Source organism: Bacillus cereus group sp. Bc061 (assembly GCF_027715825.1).
In the GTDB taxonomy this organism is placed as follows: domain Bacteria; phylum Bacillota; class Bacilli; order Bacillales; family Bacillaceae_G; genus Bacillus_A; species Bacillus_A paranthracis.
Map to the genome: position 1 here is coordinate 1,132,637 of NZ_JAQFTZ010000001.1, position 15,244 is coordinate 1,147,880.

Genomic DNA, 15,244 nt, shown 5'->3' on the forward strand with positions numbered 1-15,244 from the left:
ACAAGAAACACCACATGAATTTCAAATGAATGGAACGCATGTGATTAGATTTACAAATTTACTTTTAATTGAAGAATTAAATGAAACAATTAAGAATCATGTTGCTGCAACGATCGTAATTGATGATCTCAATGAAGTAAGAAAACTAATCTTAAACTATAACGGCGTAATGATTACTGAACCAATACAAGTACCCACAGGTATAAAAATGATAGTTCGTCATCCAGATGGTAATATCATTGAATACATAGAGCCGACATTGAAATGAAATCCGAAAAAGAATCCAAGACTATTGGATTCTTTTTATTTAGCTCTAAATGACTAACTTAAAGCAATACGATTTTGAATTTATAAATAAAATATTACATTGAGTATAATTTTTTATAATAATCATCAGAAAGTAACGAAAATGTAATGGATTTTAACTACGCTTTTTATATTTTTTTGATACACTGGCTACGAGAGGAATACCGATTAATGTAGGTAAAAACCAAAACCATATAGGCGGCAATAAATTAATTATGGGGATATGAATACCTACGTTTACTAATAGTGCGGTAACGGCACCAATATAAGAGCCTAACATACCTCTAATATGGTGGTGAAGCCAATTTTTCCAACGCTTTTTTCGTGCAAGGTAGCCATAAATCGCAAATGAATAAGAGAAAATTGCTACATAAAATAAATATGCGATTTTATCCCAGTTTATAATGGATAATATAATTGCCGTGAGGGTAATGACAACATAGGATGCATGATATATTTCGCCCCATTCCGTATGTTTTCCTTTCTTCTTTTGAGCAACCATCGCTACAATACCGGTGATTAAGCATATTGTCCCAAATAATATGTGGATGGTTAAAAGAATGTTAAAAATGCTCATAATAATTCCTCCTTTTTTATTTTTATAGTATTGCAGTATAGGAGAAAAGTTGAAAAACATCGTTTGTTCGTCTTAATATATTGAAATAAAGGTACTCTTAGAACAAATTTAAACGGACAAATTTTCTTGAATTTAGTGAGTCACGTATTACGTGAAATGAAGGAGAGACTTCCATGTTTACATCTATTACATATTTACAATCAGGGAATGACAAGCAACAAAAGGTATATGATGTTTTGAATAAACTAAACATCATGGAGGATTTAGCTTTGTATAGCCCCGTTCTTTGCGGGACTATACCTATTAGAATTGATACGCTTCAATCTGACTTAGATATAGTAATGGAAGTACATAACTTTGATGTTTTTGAACAAGAAATGAGATCTTTATATGGCTCTTATGAAGGATTCAAAATAAAAAAGAAAAAAATTAAAAATACTGAATCGATAAAAGTAAATTTTGAATTTGAAGGTTTTAAATTTGAATTATTTGCTCAGCCTAAGCCAGTGCGTAACCAAAATGCATATAGACATATGATAGTAGAGCATATGCTATTAATGCAGCATCCACATATAAGAGAAGAAATTATTCGCTTAAAAGAGAACGGTTTAAAAACAGAACCTGCTTTTGCTCAAGTATTAAACATTGACGGGGATCCTTATGAAGGACTTATTGTGTTGGGGCAGGAAATGCGGTTGTGGTAAATAAAATACACAAAAACTCCTCTATGGAAAAAGAGGAGTTTTTATTATGTCATTAACTTACGAATTAATTCGCTTAACAATTTAATACCGTTAGTTATTTGCTCTGGAGAAGCATATCCATATGATAAACGAATGTATCGATCTGATTCTTCTTCATAGATACGTCCCGGGTTTAATAGAATCCCTTTTGATAGTGCCTTTGAAAATAATTTCTTCATCGGAATGCTAGGTACTACCTTTAGCCATATAAAAAATCCACCACTAGGTATATCCCAGGTGGCAATATCTGCACAATGCTTATGTAAAGCTCGTATCATTATTTGTCTTCGTTCTTTTAGTTGAATTCTTACGTTTGCAACATGTTCCTCATAAAAACCTTTATTTATCCATTCAGCAGCAACTCTTTGAGATAATGAACTCGATCCATAATCTGTTTGCATTTTTATATCTGATAATCTATCAATAACTGGTTCAGGTCCAATAATCCATCCAATTCTAAGTCCTGGGGTAAGTGTCTTAGAGAGACTACCAATATATAATACATGTCCATGTTTATCCCTTGATTTTAAAGGAGCTGGGGGCGGTGCATCAATCCATAACTCGCGGTAAATATCATCTTCAATAATAGGTAACTGTTCCTTTTCACATATTTTTAATATTTCTTTTCTTCGCTCTTTAGACATTAATATGCCTGTTGGATTTTGAAAACAAGGAATTGAATATAAAATGTTTTTCTTCTGACTGTATTTAATTCGTTTTAATAACTCGTTAGGTAATATACCGTGAGGATCCATAGATATACCAGATAGATTAATATTTGCTGATTGAAATACATGAAGTGAATATAAGTAAGAAGGTTGTTCAAGTAAAACGGTAGACTCTCTATGTAAAAGACCAATTGATATTAATTGCAATGCTTGTAATGCGCCCGAGACGATTAATATGGAACCCGGTGATGCATGTATTCCAAATGATTTTACGTATTTACTTATTGCTTCACGTAACGGATAAAACCCTTTTTGTTCCTCATATCCAAAATAATCTAATTCCTCACTTACTTTTTTCATAATGGACTGCATCGTTTCTAACGGAAAAAGATGAGGAGAAAGTTCGCCTTTACTAAGATGGATAAGCTTGTTATTTGCTTCTGCTTCATTTATTTCTCGTACCATTAACTTGCTTGGTTTATGAATACCGGCCTTTACATATTGACTCCAATCAGGTGGTGGATTTGTTGCTAATAATGACCATGTATTATTCGTTACAATTGTTCCTGCTCCAATTTTCCCTTGAATCAATCCATCAGCCATAAGTTCATCTAGTGCAGTTATTACAGTGCTACGATTTACTTGAAATAATTTTGCTAACTGCCTTTGACTAGGGATCTTACTTCCAATTGGCCATTCTCCATTTTCAATTTTTTCTTTCATATAATCTACTATCTGCCGATACTTAGGCAGTTTTTTACTAGTGGTCATCAAAAAACTCCTTCGCTCACTTGAAAAATGCCAAGTGGTTGGTTTTTACGATAAAAAACTGGTTGAAGACATTGTATCAACTATTAAATATGATGGGAAGAAATAATTGGTAATTATAAAGTGGTTGGTTTGAAGGGGGAGAGAAAACATGAATTATAAAAAATGGGATTATCGAATTATATGTGCTCATTCTTTTACAATTTTAATTTGGGGAACGGCCTTTCCGGCAATTCGTATGGGTCTTGAATCTTACACACCTGAACATCTTACTTTACTTCGTTTGTTAATCGCTTCATTCATACTTCTTTTGTTTTCGTTTATATACAAACTACGATTACCTGATCTAAAAGATATTCCAGCGATTTTTTTATTTGGTGCTTTAGGATTTACTTTTTATCACATCGCATTAAACTATGGTGAAAAAACAGTAAATGCTGGATCGGCAAGTTTAATCGTTTCAGTTACTCCTATAGTAACGGCAATTCTTGCTTTTGTTTTTTTAAATGAAAAAATGAAAGCAAATGGATGGATCGGTGGTGTAATTAGCTTTATAGGAATTGCTTTCATATCATTTAGTCAAGGGGGGTCTATTCAATTTAATAGCGGGGGATTATTTATATTATTAGCAGCCGTTTCAGAAAGTCTATTTTTCGTTTTTCAAACATCGTACTTAAAAAAGTACGGCTTCTTGCCATTTACCATATATACAATTTTATCTAGTACTGTATGTATGCTTATTTTCTTACCGGGAATGTATCAAGAAATACTGGTGGCTCCTCTTGAAGTGAATTTGAGCGTTATATATTTAGGTTTATTTCCAACAGTACTCCCGTATATTGCATTGGCCTATATTATATCTCATACTGGTGCTTCCGAGGCAACAAGCTCTCTATATTTAACGCCAGTAATTGCTTGTTTTATAGCTTGGGTATGGTTAGGTGAAGTACCTACTTTTATTTCGGTAGTTGGTGGAGTAATTACTATACTTGGAGTTTTAATAGCGCATGTATCATTAAAGAAAGATATTCGAAGTGAAAAGTACAGCGATATAACTGGATAGATTTTTTAGAAGTGATAATTCCCTGTTTCTTAAAATTAAGAAACAGGGAATTATTTTACTGCGTTGAATATATAAATACATTCTTTTTATAAAGGAGCTTACCATATTGAATATCCAGTTAAAGGTTGTTACGAGAGAGAATTGGGAAGATGCTTTAAAGCTGCAAGTTAAAGATAATCAGACGAAATTCGTTCCATCTGTAGCAGTTTCACTTGCTAAAGTATATATAAAACCAGATGGGGACGCTGTAGAATACCAACCATTTGCGATATACAATGGCGATCTAATGGTTGGTTTTGTTATGCATGCTGTTGTAAAAGAAACAACTGATATGTATTGGATAAACGGATTTATTATCGATCAAAAGCAGCAAGGTAACGGTTATGGAAAAGCGGCATTACAAGAAAGTATATATTTAATAAAAAATACGTTTAAGGCGTGTAAAGAAATTAGATTAACAGTACATAAAGATAATATCTCTGCAAAGAAATTATATGAAAGTTACGGTTTTCAGTCATTGGGACATGATTATGATGGTGAGGAAGTTTATCGTTTATTCGTTTAATTATTATGTAGCAAAGGTGTGAAATGAATTATGCAATTTACTGAAGTCAAAATTGAAGTATTTATCCCTGAAGAATACATTGAAATGTTGAGGAATGAGTTAAATAAAATTGGTGCTTGTAAAACGGGAGAATATGATCATTGTCTGTCCTATAGTTCTGTGAAAGGATACTGGAGACCGTTAAAAGGCGCATCACCTTTTAACGGGGAAATTGGTCAGATTTGTGAAGGGCAAGAATGTAAAATTGAAATAAAGTGCAAACGGGATCTTGTAAAGGATGCACTTGAAGTTATTAACGAAATTCATCCGTATGAAACACCTATGATTTATATTATCCCGATATTAAATGACTATTTTAATCAAATATAAAATAAATGAATGGGAGGAATAACAATTGAAAAATAAATTTCATCATATTGTACGAGCTGTTATGATTAAGGATAAAAAATTGTTAGTGGCTGAATATATTGGCCATCATTATTTTTTACCAGGTGGTCATGTTGAAGTTGGCGAATCAGCTGAGAATGCATTAATAAGAGAACTAAGGGAAGAGATCGGAGTAAATTGTAGTATAAAACAATTTTTAGGAGTCATAGAAAACCGATGGCAAGATCGAGAAGTTCTTCACCATGAAATCAATCATATTTTTGAGATAGATTCACAAGAGCTACATATTGATTTCATACCAAAATCTAAAGAATCTCATTTGGCGTTTCACTGGATAGATTATAATCAAGAAGCTTTACATACTTATAAAATCATGCCAGAACCTTCAGTTAAAGAGTTACTAGAAAGAAAATTAAGTGATGAACTACTAAACTGTTGGATTAGTAATTTTTAAAAACCTCTATTAATAATAAATTCGTCCAGCAAAAAGTGATTAAGAAAATAGGCTGAAAAACAAGGTACATCACCTAGTGTAAGTTCATATTTTGTTGATGTACGTATTCAAGTATATAGCCATTTGTTTCTACTTTGTTTATTAACATTTATTAACTTCAATATGTGGACGGAATTGATATTTATAAATGGAGGGGTTTCATAATGAATCAGTTTCAACAAGAACTACAAACATTAAACCTTAATGATTATCAAACTGGTAATGTTGTGTATTGGGATCAACAACAAAGTCAATATCCATACTACTACATTCAAGACGATGCACGTCGTTGCGGCGGATGCGGAGGTTGTGGTGGACGCTGTGGCGGATGTGGCGGCAGATGTGGTGGTTGTGCAGGTCGTTGCGGCGGATGCATAGGATGCGCTGGATGTTTCGGTTGCTTTAATTGCTGGAACTGGTGGATCATTTAAGTATAGAACATCAAAGATATTTTGCTTGAAGGAAAGGTGTGAAAACTATTTTGCACTTTTCTTTCAAGCTGTAATTTTTATGTGTATTAAGGGGGATTTATTTGTATACATATGATAAGTTGATTTCTTGGGTAGAAAATATAAAAGAACAAAACCATAGCTCTGCAGCAGCGCTTTGCATAATGAAAGATAACAAAATTGTACTGGAGCATTATAGTGGCTATCACTCAAATACATCTACAAGCAAGAAAGTAACAGCATCTTCACAATTTAACGTTGCTTCTGCTAGAAAAAGTTATTTAGGATTAATGATAGCGTATGCGCTTTACGAGGGGAAAATAAACTCTATTGATGATGAAGCGATAAAATATTTTAAAGACTTTGATCCTGTATTGCTTAGTAAAACGACGATAAGACATTTAGTAACACATTCGCACGGATTAGAAGAAACGAATGGCGGGATAATTTTTCGTGAATTTGAACCGGGGCAAGGATGGGCGTATAGAGATATTAATGTAAGAATGATGACACGTCTTATTTATCAGCTATATAACAAAAGTTTTCCTGAATTGTTAAAAGAGCGTGTGTTTAAACCTGCTAATTTCCAAGAAACAGGATGGAGAATACAGCAAGATGATAATTTAGTTGCAGTTGTTGATGATCCAAATAAAGACGCAATTAGTGAAATTGGTACAGTAGATGACGGTACTGAAAAAAATCTGTTTGTCTCCGCTAGAGAATTTGCACAGTGGGGCAATCTTCATTTAAATCAAGGTATGATACATGATAAACAAATTGTTCCAAAAGAAGTTATAAAAATCGCTACGAGTTTGCAGAGTCCAACATATGCAAATAAAGAGCTACCACAAAATGGCTTGTTTTGGTTCGTTCAAAATGAACCTGCACAATTAAGTGAACTAGGCGAACGTGTACCAAAAGGCTCGTATCAAATATTAGGAATTACGGGACCAACTATATTAGTAATACCTGAATATAATGTAGTTGTTGCGAAAATGTATAATAAAAGATACAACTACGGCGGTGATAATTATTTATATTATTTACGTGAATTTAGTAATTTAGTCGTTGATACATTTCGTAACAGTAATAGGGCATAATTACTCCTATAACAAAAAGGAGTGATTGAAAGTGAAAGATAAAGTGAACAAAAATAAAAAGCAAAACATTAAGGATGTAAATACAGAACAAAATGCAATTTATAGCGATCCAAAAGATGCAGCCAATATGCAAACGGTACCACAGCCGAAAGATTTTGATGAAATTGAATATTAATTTTTCATTTATCCGACTATATGATGAATGAAAAATACATCTTAAGTCCCATCTCATGACAGAAATCTTTTGGTATTCTATATACATAAGCATTTGAAAATGTCTTATCTTAACAAAGCTTTCTTTAAGTAAATCTAATATAACCTGCAGAAAGACACTTCATAATGGAGTGTCTTTTTGTGTACATGAATTCAATTTCCATTTTTCATGCAGTATCTTGCTTTTTATGATGGTTATACTAACTGTGAAAATTCATGTCACGATAAAAGAAGGGGACAGTTAGTATGAAACAAACTTCTATAAATCCGTTACTAATTGTTCTAGGTACAATCATTGTTCAAATTGGCCTTGGAACAATTTATACATGGAGTTTATTTAATCAGCCCCTTGTAAGTAAGTTTGGATGGAACCTTAATTCAGTTGCTATAACTTTCTCCATTACAAGCTTCTCTTTATCATTTTCAACATTATTTGCAGGAAAGTTACAGCAAAAATTAGGGCTTCGAAAACTCATCGCTACTGCAGGGATTGTGCTGGGACTCGGTTTAATACTAAGTTCACAAGTTTCCTCCTTACCATTACTATATTTATTAGCTGGTGTAGTAGTTGGTTATGCCGATGGAACTGCTTATATCACATCATTATCTAATTTAATTAAATGGTTTCCGAATCGGAAAGGGCTTATTTCAGGTATATCTGTATCAGCATATGGAATGGGCAGCTTAATCTTTAGATATATAAACGGAAATCTGATCGACAGCCTTGGTGTATCACAAGCCTTTTTATATTGGGGGATTATCGTCTTACTTTTAGTATTAATCGGATCGTTCTTCTTACGTGAAGCAATAGTAAGTAACACTGTAGCTGAGACTTTACACAATGATTATACACCTCGTGAAATGATGCGAACGAAACAAGTATACCTTTTGTTTTTTATGCTATTCACATCGTGTATGGGCGGTCTATATTTAATCGGTATGGTCAAAGATATCGGAGTGCAGCTCGTTGGACTTAGCGCAGCAACTGCCGCTAACGCCGTTGCAATGATTGCAATTTTTAATACAGTAGGTCGTATTGTTCTTGGAACGTTATCAGATAAAATAGGTCGAATGAAAATCGTTTCTGCAACGTTTATTATCATTGGATTGTCAGTCTTTACATTAAGTTTCATTCCGCTAAATTACGGCATATATTTCGCATGTGTAGCAAGTGTTGCCTTTTGCTTTGGCGGTAATATCACTATATTCCCAGCTATTGTTGGAGATTTCTTCGGATTAAAAAACCATAGTACAAATTATGGGATTGTATACCAAGGTTTCGGATTTGGTGCACTTGCAGGATCATTCATCGGGGCGCTTCTTGGAGGATTTGAACCAACCTTTATTATAATCGGCGTTCTTTCTGTTATCTCTTTCATTATATCTATTTTAATTCGTCCACCAAAAGCAGAAAAGAAAAAAGAAACACAACATTTATATCGAAAAGTAGCTTAAGTTTAAAAAGAGTCCTCATAAAGGGCTCTTTTTATATTACACAACATTTAATTTTCCCTTTTTAGCCATTGTGTAGGAAGAATACACTTACTTAATTTAAAATGAAATGATTTGAGAAGCAATAAAGTGGTTTATTTATTAACGAATCAAGTAGCAGATAAGTAAAATATTCATATTGTTTTATAAAAGAATCAAAATATTGATAAAAAACTACAGTTAATCCGCTTCGCTAGTAGGCATACATTTCATTATAAAGGTAGTTGGCTTATTTTGGTTACAACTATAATTTCTTCTTTTATTGCATTTACTTCAACAAATATTGATGATATTTTTATACTCCTTGTTTTATTTTCACAAGTAAAGACAGGAGTATGTAAGGAAGAAGATAGAACTTTCCAGGGGAAAACTAAGATAAAAGAACTTTATATTGTTATTGGACAATATTTGGGGTTTAGTGTAATTATTTTTCTAAGTATTATTGGTTTCTTAAGCTCTTTTTTCATTCCTATATCGTGGATCGGATTATTAGGATTCGTGCCAATTTATATGGGGATTAAAGGACTATTCTCGCTTCGTTCTAACAAAAGTAATGAAGTCATTGATAACACTTCTGGCTCATTATTTAAAGTAGCTGCGATTACATTAGCTAATGGAGCTGATAATATCTCAATTTATATACCAATGTTCACTAGTCAATCCTTGGAAGCAAATTTCGTTACATTAATTATCTTTTTTTGCATGATAGCAATATGGTGTTTTATTAGCTACACATTGTTAAGAGCTCCTATTTTAGCTAAAGTACTTGAGAGAAATTGTCATATTATCGTTCCAATTGTTCTAATTGGTTTAGGAATGTTCATTCTTTTTCGCAGTAATACAATTGAATTATTGTACTAATACGTTCAAACTAACGGAAGTTTTAAGTAAAAAGAATCAAACGCGGTAAAAAGCTGTACTACAAATAAAATGTAGTACGGCTTTTTTAAATTTTAGTGAAATGAAACATTGCACTACGACAATTAAGTTAGACAGGATATTACGATTATTAAATTGAATAGATACTTTAAAAGGAGCGTGATAATTAAAATGAAAATAGTAAAACAATGGGTCCAAGAAGATAGTGATTACATAAGAGAAAAAGTAATTGAATATAATCAAAAACATATTTCAGATGAAGAGAAAAAGCCTTCAGAAAAAATTAGTTTTATAGTGAAAAATGAAAATGAAGAAATAGTAGGCGGAATAACTGGAATTACATTTTGGCACCACGTACATGTTGATTTCTTATGGGTTTCTGAAGAATATAGACACGAAGGTTATGGAACCAAGTTAATAAAACTTATTGAAGAATTTGCAATTGAAAAAGAGTGTAGCCTAATCAATTTAGATACTTTTAGCTTTCAGGCACCTGCTTTTTATAAAAAACATGGATATAAAGTAATTGGAGTAAGTGAAGATCACCCTAAAGGACATAATCGATACTATTTGGAAAAAAGGTTAGAAAATATATAGAATCCCAAAATGAATCAATCAAATCATAAAGAGCGTACGTTGAATAATTACTTTCAAAATACGTTCTTTTTATTTAGAAATGAAGGGGGATCAATTATTACCTTTACTAAGGATAGATAAATGAAATACTCTATTAATTTTTTTATATTTTAAAACGATTAAATGGTAGAATGTAACAAAGACAGAAAATTCTCGTTATTGAAGGTGGACTTAGATGAAAAAAGTAAATGTTACATATGCGCTTTTATACGATAAAACAAATGAAAAGATCTTAATGGTAAAAAACAAAGGGAAGAATGGTTCTTATTACACACTACCAGGTGGTGCAGTTAAATTAGGAGAAACGTTAGAGGAGGCAGTCATTCGAGAAGTGAAAGAAGAAACCGGTCTACATATAACTGTAAATGGTATTTGTTACATTAGCGAAGCTTTTTTTGAAGAGAGAGGACATCATGCAATATTCTTTAATTTTTTAGGTGAAATAATTGGAGGGGAAACAAATATAACAAGGCCAAAAGAAATTGAAGAGATTACTTGGATGGAATTACATAGAGCAGAACCGCATTTACGTATACCAGAACACTTATTAAATATATTACAAAGGAAAGAAACAGTACCTTACTTTTTTAACGGAACAATCATTCATCAATCTTCATAAAACTATCATTTCATGTAAGGCGGGGAAAAAATGGAGTTTATCGTTAATCATAAACATTTCACTCAAGCACTTTCAGAAGTAAGTAAAGCAATATCTACCAAAGCTATAATTCCTATACTATCCGGTATAAAAATAACTGCAGATCAATCTGGAATTACTTTAATCGCAAGTAATTCAAATATTTTCATCGAAAAATTCATCCCTAGTTCCATGGATGACGAACAAATTACGACTACCTTAAAAGCAGGAACAATTGTTGTACCTGCAAAATACTTCATTGAAATTATAAAGAAAATGCCAAGCGATATAGTAATAAAAAGTAAGAATGAGCAAACAATTACCATACAATCAGAAGAAATCACATTAAACTTAAATAGTTTTCCAGCGAATGAATTTCCTAACGTACCACAAATAGACGATCATGCAGAAATACAAATAGAAACAAAACAATTGATTGATGCGTTTAAACAAACAGTCTTTGCAGTAGCGAAAAATGAATCTAGACCCGTTCTTACCGGCGTACATATCGAGTTAGACCATAACAAATTAATATGCGCTGCAACTGACTCTCATAGACTAGCTATACATGAAACACTAATTTCTACTAATATGAAAGCGAATTGTATTGTACCAAGTGCAACCATTAATGAACTTTTAAAATTAATGAACAGCAATTTAGAATTCGTTTCTATTTATCTATCAGAAAGTCACATTATTTTTACATTCGGCACAACTACGTTATATTCAAGATTAATTGAAGGGAAATATCCTAATATATCTAGTTTAATTCCAAATGAATTTCAAACAGTCATTAACATAGATAGACAAAGAATGTTACAAGGGGTAGATCGATCAAGCTTATTAGCAAGTGAATGGGCAAATAACAATGTTAACTTAGAAATTGTAAATGAATCTACAATTAAAGTTTCTTCTAATGCTTCTCAGATTGGAAAAATATCTGAGACACAACAGATAGATGCAATTCAAGGTGAAAAACAATTCAATATATCTTTCGATGGACGATTTATGTTGGATGCTTTAAGGGCAATAAAAGAAGAAACGGTTACTTTAAGTTTCAGCGGTTCTATGAGACCAATATTAATTGAAGCAGGGACACAATGTGCAGCAATCCATCTTATATCTCCAGTTAGAGCTTATTAAAAACGGAGGAAGGAATCACATTATGTACAAACACACTTTATGTTTTATAAAAAGAAATGAAGAGATACTTATGCTAAATAGAAAATATGACCCTGTAAAAGGATTGTGGAATGGGGTAGGAGGGAAGATAGAACCAGGAGAAACACCTTTAGAAAATGCCATTCGTGAAATAAAAGAAGAGACTAATATAAAAGTTACGCATGATCAAATTCAATTTAAAGGCATTATTACATGGGAGGATTCTTCATATTCTGGCGGAATGTATGTTTATCTAGTAGAGTTACTTCATGAATTTATATATCACACTCCAAAAAAAGTCTCAGAAGGAATTCTAGATTGGAAAGAGATTTCTTGGATTCTTAGTGATTATAATTACGGCGTAGGAGAGATGATACCTAAATTTTTAGTTGAAGTGCTCCACAATGAATTCATATTAGAGCATAATTTTATTTTATCTAATCATAAATTAATAAATTATAGGAATCAGAAATTGGTTAAGCAGGATAGGTTACTTACTTCTTTATATAATACTATTCGCTTATAAATAACAAACTAAGAGAAAATGAAAATTTCGGATAGGAGATTCGATATGTGGACAACAAATATTATCAAAACTCCAAGAGGAAAGTTTGAATATTTTCAAAAGGGAGAAGGACCTCCACTTTGCGTTACTCATTTGTATAGTGAGTATAATGATAATGGAAATACTTTTGCAAACCCATTTACTGACCATTATAGCGTATATTTAGTTAACTTAAAGGGATGTGGCAATTCAGATTTGGCTAAAACTGATTCTGAATATAGTATGACCGAAACGATTAAAGATTTAGAAGCCATTCGAGAAGCTTTATATATTAATAAGTGGGGGTTTGCTGGTCATTCGACAGGAGGGATGTTAGCTCTTGTATATGCGACTGAAGCACAAGAAAGTTTAACGAAAATAATTGTTGGTGGCGCAGCGGCGAGCAAGGAATATGCATCTCATAAAGATAGTATATATTGTAGTGAAAATGTAAAATTTAATAGAATCGTATCAATTATGAATGCATTAAATGATGATAGTACAGTACAAGAAGAAAGAAAAGCATTAAGTAGAGAGTGGGCACTTATGTCTTTTTATTCTGAAGAAAAGCTTGAAGAGGCATTAAAATTGCCGAATAGCGGAAAGACAGTTGGCAATCGGTTAAATTATTTTAGACAAGTTGAATATAAAGATTATGATGTTCGTCAGAAACTTAAATTCGTAAAAATCCCAAGTTTTATATACTGTGGTAAGCATGATGTACAATGTCCCTACATATTTTCTCGTGAAATAGCAAATTTAATCCCGAACGCAACATTAACTAAATTTGAAGAAAGTAATCATAATCCATTCGTTGAAGAAATAGACAAGTTTAATCAGTTTGTAAAAAATACATTATAATTAATAAGAAAAAAAGCGAATCTTCTATATGAGACAGATTCGCTTTTTATTATAATTAGACTTTTTGCCACCAAGCATACCTAGGATAGTCTGTAGATTTTAACGTAATAGATTCCCCAATTTGAGGTGTTGTAATTTTAACTCCTAAACGGTTAGCTTCTTTCGTAACACGTTCTATCGGGTCACTCCATTCGTGTAATGCTAATGTAAAAGCACCCCAATGAATCGGAAGAAGTAATTCTCCTTGTACATCAATATGAGCTTGTACTGTTTCTTCAGGCAACATATGAATTGCAGACCACCTTGGATCATATTGCCCGCATTCCATTAACGTAAGATCGAATGGACCGTATTTTGCATCAATCTCTTGAAGATCTTCATGCTCTAAAGAAAAAGCACCACTATAACGTTTACTATTAAACAGAGGAAACGGGGAAGAGGCATCTCCAAACTGTGGCTATTTGTAGTTTAAACGAAATCATTTTACCTTTCACCGTAATTGCAGTACATTTCATAAATTTGTCAAATTCATTATTCTTATATACAAAATAAAAACCATGCAGCAGCAGATAAAACGAATACTAAGTAAATGTAAATTGTTTTAATTTAGTAAATTTCTTCTTACAAGTAACAAAGAACATACGTTTTGTTATATGTTAAAGAAGAAAATATGTCTCTAATTAGTAAAAGAAAGGAGAGGATGTAAGTGCAAATAGAGAGAAAAAAGAAATCAAAATGTAAACTATCAAAACCTGAAATCATTCATCTGTATGCGGAAGGGAAGGGTACCTCAGAAATCGCTATGCTTGCTAACGTATCTGCAAGGTATATTCGTATGGTTCTATCAGACAGCAACGTACCAAGGCGCGCTATAGGGAGCTGGAAGAGAAAGTATGACATAACAGAAAATTATTTTAAAATGTGGTCAAATAATATGGCTTATATTTTAGGATTTATAGCAGCTGACGGTGTTATACCAAAAGAAAATCAATGCGTCAGTATATCACAAAAAGAAAGTTATATTTTAGAAGACATAAAAAAAGAACTAAAAACAAATCAGCCGCTATACCAAAACAAAAAAACAGGTGTATATATGCTAAATATTAATAGCAAAACAATAAAAGATGACCTTATGAACATACATGGAATTATGCCATGTAAATCTTTTAACATTGAATTCCCTTTCGTACCAGAAGAATATTTACATCATTTTGTTCGTGGATATTTTGATGGGGATGGTTACGTCAAGTATGAAACTTATACAGTAAGCTTTGTAGGAGGATCATATAGCTTTATGAATTCTTTAAATCAGGTACTACAAAATCATAATTTACCAGCCGAATTACTAAATCAAAATAAACATTATCGCGTCATTTTAACCGGAAGAAAACCAATACAACTATTTTCAAAGTGGATTTATAAAGACAAAGATATTTATCTGCATAGAAAATATGAAGAATTTCAGAAAGAAAGTCTAAGTCTAGATCAATTAAAAGATCGAAAGCTAAAAAGAACTCAAGCTGCTGTTAAGCAGAGAAAACAAAATTTCCTTAAGGAATATATGAAAAATAAATGTATCGCTAAAACTTGTTCCATTTTAGAAATAAAAGAACCAACTTTTAAAAGTTGGTTAAAAAATGATAATCAATTTAAAAAAGACTATGAAAGAATTCATTCATTATAAAAACGTAAGGAACCTTAGT

Annotated in this window: 19 protein-coding genes and 1 pseudogene; 17 read left to right on the forward strand and 3 right to left on the reverse strand. The window is 32.2% G+C overall.

From position 1 onward, the window contains the following. Positions 1-25: 25 nt before the first annotated feature. Positions 26-268: a VOC family protein gene (locus PDQ40_RS05830; RefSeq protein ID WP_232298559.1), complete on the forward strand. Its 243-nt coding sequence runs from the start codon at positions 26-28 to the stop codon at positions 266-268. A gap of 153 nt (positions 269-421) precedes the next feature. On the opposite strand, the gene PDQ40_RS05835 is transcribed toward PDQ40_RS05830, so the two are convergent. Further along, entirely contained in the window at positions 422-883 is a 462-nt protein-coding gene (locus tag PDQ40_RS05835; protein ID WP_000021744.1) for a DUF2306 domain-containing protein, read from the reverse strand. Positions 884-1,056: 173 nt separating this feature from the next. Between PDQ40_RS05835 and PDQ40_RS05840 the strand changes: the two genes are divergently transcribed. Beyond that, entirely contained in the window at positions 1,057-1,587 is a 531-nt protein-coding gene (locus PDQ40_RS05840) for a DUF4269 domain-containing protein (protein ID WP_000495181.1), read from the forward strand. A gap of 44 nt (positions 1,588-1,631) precedes the next feature. Here the strand turns inward: PDQ40_RS05840 and norG are convergent, their stop codons facing one another. Beyond that, a complete protein-coding gene (norG, locus tag PDQ40_RS05845; RefSeq protein WP_442866575.1) occupies positions 1,632-3,068 on the reverse strand; it encodes an efflux pump transcription regulator NorG in 1,437 nt (478 codons plus the stop codon). Between the two features lie 145 nt (positions 3,069-3,213). On the opposite strand from norG, the gene PDQ40_RS05850 reads away from it, so the two are divergent. The 14 genes from PDQ40_RS05850 (at position 3,214) to PDQ40_RS05915 (ending at position 13,541) form a co-directional block, all read left to right on the forward strand. Further along, positions 3,214-4,125 (forward strand): DMT family transporter, encoded by a 912-nt coding sequence (locus PDQ40_RS05850; protein ID WP_001107001.1) that lies wholly within the window; start codon positions 3,214-3,216, stop codon positions 4,123-4,125. A 106-nt stretch (positions 4,126-4,231) separates the two neighbouring features. Continuing rightward, complete coding sequence (locus PDQ40_RS05855) at positions 4,232-4,690, forward strand: GNAT family N-acetyltransferase (RefSeq protein ID WP_001025604.1); 459 nt, start codon at positions 4,232-4,234, stop codon at positions 4,688-4,690. Between the two features lie 30 nt (positions 4,691-4,720). Beyond that, entirely contained in the window at positions 4,721-5,059 is a 339-nt protein-coding gene (gene cutA / locus PDQ40_RS05860; RefSeq protein ID WP_001160783.1) for a divalent cation tolerance protein CutA, read from the forward strand. A 25-nt stretch (positions 5,060-5,084) separates the two neighbouring features. After that, positions 5,085-5,531: an NUDIX domain-containing protein gene (locus PDQ40_RS05865; protein ID WP_000790754.1), complete on the forward strand. Its 447-nt coding sequence runs from the start codon at positions 5,085-5,087 to the stop codon at positions 5,529-5,531. 203 nt (positions 5,532-5,734) lie between these two features. After that, positions 5,735-6,001 carry a heterocycloanthracin/sonorensin family bacteriocin gene (locus PDQ40_RS05870; RefSeq protein WP_001071396.1) on the forward strand — a complete coding sequence of 89 codons (267 nt, stop codon included), beginning with the start codon at positions 5,735-5,737 and terminating at the stop codon, positions 5,999-6,001. Positions 6,002-6,102: 101 nt separating this feature from the next. Next, on the forward strand, positions 6,103-7,119 hold the full coding sequence (locus tag PDQ40_RS05875) for a serine hydrolase domain-containing protein (RefSeq protein ID WP_000288912.1): 1,017 nt from the start codon (positions 6,103-6,105) through the stop codon (positions 7,117-7,119). A 31-nt stretch (positions 7,120-7,150) separates the two neighbouring features. Beyond that, complete coding sequence (locus PDQ40_RS05880; RefSeq protein ID WP_000653680.1) at positions 7,151-7,294, forward strand: hypothetical protein; 144 nt, start codon at positions 7,151-7,153, stop codon at positions 7,292-7,294. A 284-nt stretch (positions 7,295-7,578) separates the two neighbouring features. Next, complete coding sequence (locus PDQ40_RS05885; protein WP_000815154.1) at positions 7,579-8,787, forward strand: L-lactate MFS transporter; 1,209 nt, start codon at positions 7,579-7,581, stop codon at positions 8,785-8,787. A gap of 270 nt (positions 8,788-9,057) precedes the next feature. Then, the gene (locus PDQ40_RS05890; protein ID WP_000258891.1) at positions 9,058-9,684 is read left to right on the forward strand and encodes a cadmium resistance transporter; all 627 of its coding nucleotides are present in this window, start codon (positions 9,058-9,060) and stop codon (positions 9,682-9,684) included. Between the two features lie 189 nt (positions 9,685-9,873). Next, entirely contained in the window at positions 9,874-10,299 is a 426-nt protein-coding gene (locus tag PDQ40_RS05895; protein WP_000706717.1) for a GNAT family N-acetyltransferase, read from the forward strand. A 214-nt stretch (positions 10,300-10,513) separates the two neighbouring features. Beyond that, positions 10,514-10,957, forward strand: coding sequence for an NUDIX hydrolase (locus PDQ40_RS05900; RefSeq protein WP_000757640.1), 444 nt, complete (start codon positions 10,514-10,516; stop codon positions 10,955-10,957). Between the two features lie 30 nt (positions 10,958-10,987). Then, a complete protein-coding gene (gene dnaN, locus PDQ40_RS05905) occupies positions 10,988-12,118 on the forward strand; it encodes a DNA polymerase III subunit beta (protein ID WP_000394453.1) in 1,131 nt (376 codons plus the stop codon). Between the two features lie 22 nt (positions 12,119-12,140). Beyond that, positions 12,141-12,662, forward strand: a complete 522-nt coding sequence (locus tag PDQ40_RS05910; RefSeq protein WP_000276541.1) for an NUDIX hydrolase — start codon at positions 12,141-12,143, stop codon at positions 12,660-12,662. 45 nt (positions 12,663-12,707) lie between these two features. Next, a complete protein-coding gene (locus tag PDQ40_RS05915) occupies positions 12,708-13,541 on the forward strand; it encodes an alpha/beta fold hydrolase (RefSeq protein ID WP_000269896.1) in 834 nt (277 codons plus the stop codon). Between the two features lie 55 nt (positions 13,542-13,596). Here PDQ40_RS05915 and PDQ40_RS05920 read toward each other — a convergent pair. Next, positions 13,597-13,998, reverse strand: a pseudogene (locus PDQ40_RS05920) (MBL fold metallo-hydrolase); the annotation flags it as partial. A 249-nt stretch (positions 13,999-14,247) separates the two neighbouring features. Here PDQ40_RS05920 and PDQ40_RS05925 point away from each other — a divergent pair. Continuing rightward, positions 14,248-15,225, forward strand: coding sequence for an LAGLIDADG family homing endonuclease (locus tag PDQ40_RS05925; protein ID WP_001165390.1), 978 nt, complete (start codon positions 14,248-14,250; stop codon positions 15,223-15,225). The last annotated feature ends 19 nt before the right edge of the window (positions 15,226-15,244 follow it).

Coding starts and splice junctions, on each gene's coding strand:
- dnaN (WP_000394453.1), top strand. CDS start 10,988: ATGGAGTTTATCGTTAATCATAAACATTTCACTCAAGCACTTTCAGAA.
- PDQ40_RS05835 (WP_000021744.1), bottom strand. CDS start 883: ATGAGCATTTTTAACATTCTTTTAACCATCCACATATTATTTGGGACA.
- PDQ40_RS05915 (WP_000269896.1), top strand. CDS start 12,708: ATGTGGACAACAAATATTATCAAAACTCCAAGAGGAAAGTTTGAATAT.
- PDQ40_RS05870 (WP_001071396.1), top strand. CDS start 5,735: ATGAATCAGTTTCAACAAGAACTACAAACATTAAACCTTAATGATTAT.
- PDQ40_RS05910 (WP_000276541.1), top strand. CDS start 12,141: ATGTACAAACACACTTTATGTTTTATAAAAAGAAATGAAGAGATACTT.
- PDQ40_RS05830 (WP_232298559.1), top strand. CDS start 26: ATGAATGGAACGCATGTGATTAGATTTACAAATTTACTTTTAATTGAA.
- PDQ40_RS05850 (WP_001107001.1), top strand. CDS start 3,214: ATGAATTATAAAAAATGGGATTATCGAATTATATGTGCTCATTCTTTT.
- PDQ40_RS05900 (WP_000757640.1), top strand. CDS start 10,514: ATGAAAAAAGTAAATGTTACATATGCGCTTTTATACGATAAAACAAAT.
- PDQ40_RS05885 (WP_000815154.1), top strand. CDS start 7,579: ATGAAACAAACTTCTATAAATCCGTTACTAATTGTTCTAGGTACAATC.
- cutA (WP_001160783.1), top strand. CDS start 4,721: ATGCAATTTACTGAAGTCAAAATTGAAGTATTTATCCCTGAAGAATAC.
- PDQ40_RS05840 (WP_000495181.1), top strand. CDS start 1,057: ATGTTTACATCTATTACATATTTACAATCAGGGAATGACAAGCAACAA.
- PDQ40_RS05895 (WP_000706717.1), top strand. CDS start 9,874: ATGAAAATAGTAAAACAATGGGTCCAAGAAGATAGTGATTACATAAGA.